At 33.8% G+C, this 6,864-nt stretch carries 6 protein-coding genes and 1 pseudogene; 6 read left to right on the top strand and 1 reads right to left on the bottom strand.

Translation table 11 applies throughout. The features are described 5' to 3' along the window. From PHI38_RS08070 to PHI38_RS08055, 4 genes and pseudogenes are all read left to right on the top strand, one after another. Window positions 1-664 (top strand): annotated as a pseudogene (locus PHI38_RS08070) (UbiD family decarboxylase domain-containing protein); the annotation flags it as partial. 81 nt (window positions 665-745) lie between these two features. Beyond that, window positions 746-1,087 (top strand): cytochrome C, encoded by a 342-nt coding sequence (locus PHI38_RS08065; protein WP_299854853.1) that lies wholly within the window; start codon window positions 746-748, stop codon window positions 1,085-1,087. A 111-nt stretch (window positions 1,088-1,198) separates the two neighbouring features. Beyond that, window positions 1,199-2,581: an argininosuccinate lyase gene (gene argH, locus PHI38_RS08060; RefSeq protein ID WP_299854850.1), complete on the top strand. Its 1,383-nt coding sequence runs from the start codon at window positions 1,199-1,201 to the stop codon at window positions 2,579-2,581. Then, on the top strand, window positions 2,582-3,043 hold the full coding sequence (locus PHI38_RS08055) for an OsmC family protein (RefSeq protein WP_299854817.1): 462 nt from the start codon (window positions 2,582-2,584) through the stop codon (window positions 3,041-3,043). Window position 3,044: 1 nt separating this feature from the next. Here the strand turns inward: PHI38_RS08055 and PHI38_RS08050 are convergent, their stop codons facing one another. Then, window positions 3,045-3,401, bottom strand: coding sequence for a histidine triad nucleotide-binding protein (locus PHI38_RS08050; protein WP_367182611.1), 357 nt, complete (start codon window positions 3,399-3,401; stop codon window positions 3,045-3,047). A 123-nt stretch (window positions 3,402-3,524) separates the two neighbouring features. Here PHI38_RS08050 and pheS point away from each other — a divergent pair, with 123 nt between their 5' ends. Further along, on the top strand, window positions 3,525-4,517 hold the full coding sequence (gene pheS, locus PHI38_RS08045; protein WP_299854814.1) for a phenylalanine--tRNA ligase subunit alpha: 993 nt from the start codon (window positions 3,525-3,527) through the stop codon (window positions 4,515-4,517). Continuing rightward, window positions 4,514-6,850 (top strand): phenylalanine--tRNA ligase subunit beta, encoded by a 2,337-nt coding sequence (gene pheT / locus PHI38_RS08040; RefSeq protein ID WP_299854812.1) that lies wholly within the window; start codon window positions 4,514-4,516, stop codon window positions 6,848-6,850. The genes pheS and pheT overlap by 4 nt, the downstream gene beginning before the upstream one ends. Window positions 6,851-6,864 lie beyond the last annotated feature (14 nt).

The raw sequence follows: 6,864 nt of genomic DNA, 5'->3' as shown, positions 1-6,864 counted from the left end.
GATGAGTTTTGTTAAACATGCAATTTTTTTAGATGAAAAAGCACCAAAGTTAGATAGTTATGAGGCGGTAACAACTTATATACTTGATAGATTTACCACAAAATCTCTTTTTATATCAGAGGGAATTTTAGATGCACTAGATCACTCATCAGATGAGGCTTTAGTAGGTGGTAAGTTAGGAGTTGACGTAACAGCAGCCAATAGAGTAGAAGCTCCGCTACTTTTAGGTGATGAGGAACTTTTAGTAAGAGTAAAAGAGCTTATTCCCGATGCCATAAACTTACATCAGTTTATGAGAAGAACAAAAAATCCAATTACAGTTATATCTGTAGATAAATCAAAAAATGCAAAAAGTTACTTTGAAGCACTAATACCATTAAGTATGCACTTAAGAGTTGTAGTTTTTGTAGATGCTCATAAAAATGACATATTTAATGCCTATATGCTTGTTTGGAGAGTTACAAACAATATGGATGCTCTAAGAGATATATATATTTCTGGGTTAATGGTTGCAATCGATGGAACAAACAAGAACTCACTAGATGGTTTTGATAGAAGATGGCCTGATGATGTTGATTGTACGCAAAGTGTTGTAGAGTCTCTTAAGCTCAAGGGTGTGTGGGATTTAAGTGAAAAATTGTATGAAAAGTTTCAATTATCGTGATTTAGTATCTTTTTTATTTATTATAAGGTTCATATAATAAATTGTAATGTAACATAGGCAATTATAATAGGGGTTTATTAAATGAGTAAGTTTTTAATTTTTATTTTGTCTATATCTATTTTTGCATCAGTTACTCTTAATGCCGCTGTCTACAAGGGACAAAAAGAGTTCGTAAAAAAATGTGTAAAATGCCATAAAGCTGGTCAAGTTTTTGTATCTACTAAGAAAAAAAGAGAGTGGAATGTCTTTATGAAAAACAAAGGCGAAAAATTAGCAGAAATTCATATGGAGAGTAAAGATGAAGCTGCTGAAGCATCACGTGAATATTTTCAAAGTAGAGCTTTTACTAAAAATTCAAAACACCTAAAAGATTTTCTATTTGAGTACGCTGGCGACAGCGGAAATGTTCCAGCTTGTAACTAACCCATTCTATACCTTTTTTTAAGATAGAAATTTTCTATCTTAAGCCCCTTAACGTTTTGTAAAATCACTTAATTTAGTTAAAATACCAAACTTTTTAATATTGGAGAAATTATGGACAAAATGTGGTCAGGTCGTTTTTCTGCATCAGCATCAAGCCTACTAGATCAGTTTAATGCATCTATTATGTTTGATAGAAAACTTTATCGTGAAGATATTGAAGGCTCTTTAGCACACGCTACAATGCTTGCAAAACAGGGCATATTAACCGCTGATGAGCTATCTCAAATAAGTAAAGGTCTCTCACAAGTAAAAGATGAGATTGAATCTGGAGTATTTGAGTGGAAGATATCTGATGAAGATCTTCACATGGGAATCGAAAAACGTCTTACTGCAATAATTGGTGATGCTGGTAAAAAGTTACATACTGCAAGAAGTAGAAATGATCAAGTAGCAGTAGATTTTCGTCGTTATGTTCTTCGTAAAAATCTAGAGATAGTTGAAGCGCTTAAACTTCTTATGAATGAAATTTTAGTGATTGCATCAAAGCATACAGAGACACTTTTACCAGGTATGACACACCTCCAACATGCACAACCTATAAACTTTGCTTTTCATCTAGGCGCATACCTATCAATGTTTAAGCGCGATATTGAGAGATTTGAAAGCTCACACAAACGAAACAATATCTCTCCATTAGGTTGCGCAGCACTCGCTGGAACTCCGCATAAGATAGATAGAGATATGACAGCAGAACTTTTAGGCTTTGAGAGTGCTAGCATAAACTGTTTGGATACGGTAAGTGATAGAGACTTTGCTCTGGAGATTTTGTTTAATATCTCTACTATGATGATGCATATATCCCGTCTTAGTGAAGAGCTTGTTATGTGGTCGAGCTATGAGTTTAGATTTGTTGAGCTTAGTGATGAGTACTCGACTGGTTCATCAATTATGCCACAAAAGAAAAACCCAGATGTTCCTGAGCTTCTTCGTGGTAAAACAGGTAGAGTTTATGGCTCTTTAATGGGGCTTTTAACAGTTATGAAAGGTCTTCCACTAGCTTATAACAAAGATACACAAGAGGATAAAGAGGGTGTTTTTGATGCAGTTGAGACCGCTGAAATCTCATTAGAGATTTTAAAAGAGGCTATGAAAACTATGCAGATAAAGCCACAAAATATGAGAAGTGCTTGTAAAATAGGGCATTTAAGCGCTACAGATTTGGCTGATTATCTAGTTCAAAAATGTGATATCCCTTTTAGAGAAGCGCATTTTATAACAGGTAAAGCTGTTGCTAAGAGCGAAGAATTAAAAATAGATTTGAGTGATATAGAGCTAAAATATCTTAAAGAGATAGATGAGAGAATAAATGAGGATGTTTTAAAGTTTTTAACAATTGAAAACTCGATGAACGCAAGAACTTCTGCTGGAGGAACTTCTACACAAAGAACTAAAGAGCAGTTGAAATATTTTGAAAATTTCTTAAAGGCAGAGTAGATGAAAATTAGCATATCACATTTAAATGAGATGAAATTTGAGGCAAAAACAGAAAAAAATAGTTTTATAATTAACTGTCCAGAGATAAGTCCTTTGGAGTACTTTTTATCAGGAGTTATCTCTTGTAGTGCAACTGATATGATTTTATTACCAAAAAATCAAGGAAAAACAGTTTCAAATTTAGTAATAGATGGTGAAGCTATTAGAAATGATGATTTTCCTAAAAAAATCAACACTCTTCATCTTGATTATAGTTTTAACTCAGACGCTGATGATACTGCTGCTGCTCGCTATGTAATGGCATCATTAGAGACGTACTGCTCTGCGATAAACACAATAAGAACAGACGTAGCAATCTCCTACTCAATAACACATAATGGTATAAAAATAAGAGAAAACGAGAAGATGATTTCAGGTCAGAGCAAGATAGATATGGGCGCTATAGAGAGCTGCCCTTCATAAACTAAATCATATTTCTTGGGTCTGCATCGCTTAGGTGTGACCAAGCAAGCTTAGCACCGCCAAGGATATGAAAGTGAAGATGTTTAACCTCTTGGGCTCCATTTTCTCCTACATTTGTTACAACTCTATAACCACTCTTGTTAACACCAACTTCTTTTGCAACATTTTGCATAAATGTAGTCATTTTTTTCATAGTTTCTGGAGACACTTCATTGAAACTCTCAACATGTATTTTTGGTATAGCTAGTATATGAATAGGAGCTTTTGGATTTATATCATGAAATGCAAGAAAGTCTTCATTTTCTAAGACAATATTTGAGGGAATTTCATTATTTATTATTTTGCAAAATATGCACATCTTAACCCTTTTTTTTATTTATTGTAGCACACAAGTTGACAAATGAAGCTGTATGTAAATTATTTTTGACTATAATCTATTCTAAAATTTAAGAGGTTTTTTCCTCTAATATGGGTGAATTGATTGAAACATTGGTATGATGCAATAGCAAAGGCACAAAGTGTCGATAAAATTGAAGAAATTCGAATATCTTTATTTGGTAAAAAAGGGGTTTTAGCAGCTGAGTTTGCTAAGATGAAAGAAGCGTCAGATGAAGAAAAATCAAAAATTGCACAAGAGTTAAATATACATAAAAATACTTTAATGAATGAACTTGTGCAAAGAAAAATTGTTCTTCAAACACTAGAACTTCAAGAACAAATGAAGGCCGAAGCGATAGATGTAACTATGTTTAGTGCCTCTTCAGAATCAGGCGCGCTTCATCCAGTTATGGAGACTATGGACAGAATTGTAGAGTACTTCTCATCGATGAATTTTGCAGTTAAAACTGGCACAATGGTTGAAGACGATTTTAATAATTTTGAAGCATTAAACCTACCTAAATACCACCCAGCTCGTGATATGCAAGATACGTTTTATTTTAAAGATGAGATGCTTCTTCGCACTCACACTTCACCTGTTCAAATTAGAACTATGATGAGTTCAAAGCCACCTATTCGCATGATAGCTCCAGGTGCTGTTTTTAGAAGAGATTATGATATTACTCATACACCTATGTTTCATCAGGTTGAGGGGTTATTGGTAGATAAAGAGGGCACTGTATCTTTTGCAAATTTAAAGTTTATATTAGAAGATTTTTTAAAACATATGTTTGGTGATGTAGAAGTTCGTTTTCGCCCTAGCTTTTTCCCTTTTACAGAGCCTTCGGCTGAAGTTGATATCTCATGCGTTTTTTGTAAAGGTAGTGGTTGCAGAGTCTGTTCTAAAACAGGTTGGCTCGAAGTTTTGGGTTGTGGTATAGTAGATTCAAATGTTTTTGAGGCTGTAAAGTATGAAAATGTAAGCGGATATGCTTTTGGACTTGGGGTTGAGCGCTTTGCAATGCTAATTCATCACATAGGAGATCTTCGTTCACTTTTTGAGGGAGATATAAAGTTGTTGGAGCAGTTTAGATGATAGTTACAAGAAGTTGGTTAAACGAGTGGATAGATATAAGTTCAATATCTACCGATAAATTATTAAAAACACTGAATTCTATAGGTTTGGAAGTAGATAGTATCCATTCATATAAAGTGCCCCAAAAGATTGTTTTTGGCAGAGTTTTAGAGTGTAAAAAACACCCAGATGCAGATAAGTTAAATATTTGTCAAGTAGATATTGGAACTAGTACACGTCAAATTGTTTGTGGAGCTTCAAATGTAAGGGCTGGTCTTGATGTTGTCGTTGCAACTATTGGCGCAGTTTTGCCAGATGGTACGCTTATCAAACCAGTTACTCTTCGTGGTGTTGAATCTGATGGGATGATATGTTCTGCTAAAGAGATAGGGCTAGGTGACTTTAGTGAAGGCATCATTGAACTTGATAGTAGTGTCGGAAAATACAAAATAGGCCAAGAAGTATCTCAAAATCCTATATTTAGTGATGATATTATAGAAGTTGAATTAACTGCTAATAGAGGGGATTGTTTAAGTATCAGAGGAGTAGCAAGAGATTTAAGTGCAGCTTTTGATAAACCTCTAAGAGAGAGAAAAGTTCAAGAAGATGAAGATAAGAGACTTGGAATAGGGCGTATCTTATCACTATCTCAAGAGAATAATTTAGACGTAAATATTAGATATAAAGCAGTTGATTTTAAAAATCTAACTCTTCCTTTTATAGTAAGACTTAGATTATTGCAAATAGATGATAAAAAAGACTCAGATGTAGACTCTTTGATGCTTTATACAACACATAGCAGTGGGGTTATATTAAGAGCGTATGATTACTCTCTTTTTTGTACAAAAGATGAACCAGTTGCAAAAATATCTCTAAGTAAAGACAAAAAAGGTTTTGCCTCGATTATGCTAAAAGATAAAGTAGTTTCTATAGTTGGTATTATGCAAGATGACTTCTTTAAAGTTACTCACAGCGATGGTGTAGTTTTAATTGAGGCAACATATATTCCTCCAGATATTATTTCTAAAAAACTACAAGAGAACAAGATTCCCACGGGGCCTAGTTACTATAGAGCTTCAAGAGGAAGTGAGCCAGATTTAAATCAAGGACTAGATTATTGTATTAGTATAATTGAGGCTAACTCTGAGTCAACTGTTTATGGCGGAACAATTGAGATTGATGAGCCGCATGAAGAAAAAATTATTACTATTAGTAAAAAAGAGATTGATGACATAATCGGTGCAAATATTGATAAGGCAAAGATAACAAAAATACTGAAAAACTTAGGATTTGATACAACAAAATCTTTGGCTGATAACTTTGCTATTATTGTTCCAAGATATAGACATGATATAGTAAATAAGCAAGATATTGTTGAAGAGGTAGTCCGCCTTGTTGGGATAGATAATATCCCATCTAAACCATTTACGTTTACTGAGACAAATAGTTTTAGCAGTGATTATTATGATTACAAAAAAAGAGGTACATATAGACATAAAGCTGCATTTAGTGGCTTTTTTGAATCTGTACATTTTGTTTTTGATGAGAGAAAAGTTCTACAAGAGTATGGATTTGAAACTCTTGATGAGAGTAAAGAGTTACTAAATCCTATCGTAAATACGTTAGATACGCTTAGAACTACTCTTCTTTGTGGGCTTCTTAGAGCAGCGTCTAACAACGTTAAAAATGGCTACTCTTCTGTTAAGCTTTTTGAAGTTGGTTCTGTTTTTAACTCCAAGAGGGAAGAGTCTTTAAAGATGGCGTTTATTTTTTCAGGTGATAGAGAAGCTGAAAATTTAGCAAATAGTGGAAAACCTGCAAAAGTTGATTTTGCTTTCTTTGTACAAAAAATTTCAAATATTATTGGTGAGTTTGAGCTTCGTGAGTATAAGACTAAACATACACTCTCTCATCCATATCAGTGTGCTGAGATATTTGTTGCTAATGAGAGCATAGGTGAGATATTTCGTCTTCATCCAGATGTGCAAGAGAGTTATGATTTGGATGTTACTTTTATGTGTGAGTTAGAGTTTACAAAGCTCCCTTGTAGTTTAAAAGCAGCAAAGCAATCTTCAAAGTATCAAGCGTCTTTTAGGGATTTGAGTATAGTTATGCCAAAAGAGATGGCTTACGAAAGAGTCAAAAAAGTTATAAGTCAGTCTGCTACAAAAGAGGTTGTACGTTTTTATGTAGTTGATAAGTATAGTGATGAATCACTTGGTAAAAATATGAGTCTCTCTATACGTTTTGTACTTCAATCATTTGATAAAACATTAGAAGAAGAAGAGATTACAAACACAATGAACACTATCTTAGACGCACTCAAAGAAGAGCTTGGAATCGGAATAAGATGAATAGTGTAAAAGTT

Origin of the sequence: Sulfurimonas sp., from assembly GCF_028694895.1 — a bacterium.
Lineage (GTDB): Bacteria > Campylobacterota > Campylobacteria > Campylobacterales > Sulfurimonadaceae > Sulfurimonas.
The sequence above is the reverse complement of the archived record's forward strand: the minus strand, read 5'-3'. Positions and strand labels throughout refer to the sequence as shown.

Bases quoted from the DNA above. Each gene is read 5' to 3' on its own strand.
- PHI38_RS08055 (WP_299854817.1), top strand. From the start codon at position 2,582: ATGAAAATTAGCATATCACATTTAAATGAGATGAAATTTGAGGCAAAA.
- argH (WP_299854850.1), top strand. From the start codon at position 1,199: ATGGACAAAATGTGGTCAGGTCGTTTTTCTGCATCAGCATCAAGCCTA.
- PHI38_RS08050 (WP_367182611.1), bottom strand. From the start codon at position 3,401: ATGTGCATATTTTGCAAAATAATAAATAATGAAATTCCCTCAAATATT.
- pheT (WP_299854812.1), top strand. From the start codon at position 4,514: ATGATAGTTACAAGAAGTTGGTTAAACGAGTGGATAGATATAAGTTCA.
- PHI38_RS08065 (WP_299854853.1), top strand. From the start codon at position 746: ATGAGTAAGTTTTTAATTTTTATTTTGTCTATATCTATTTTTGCATCA.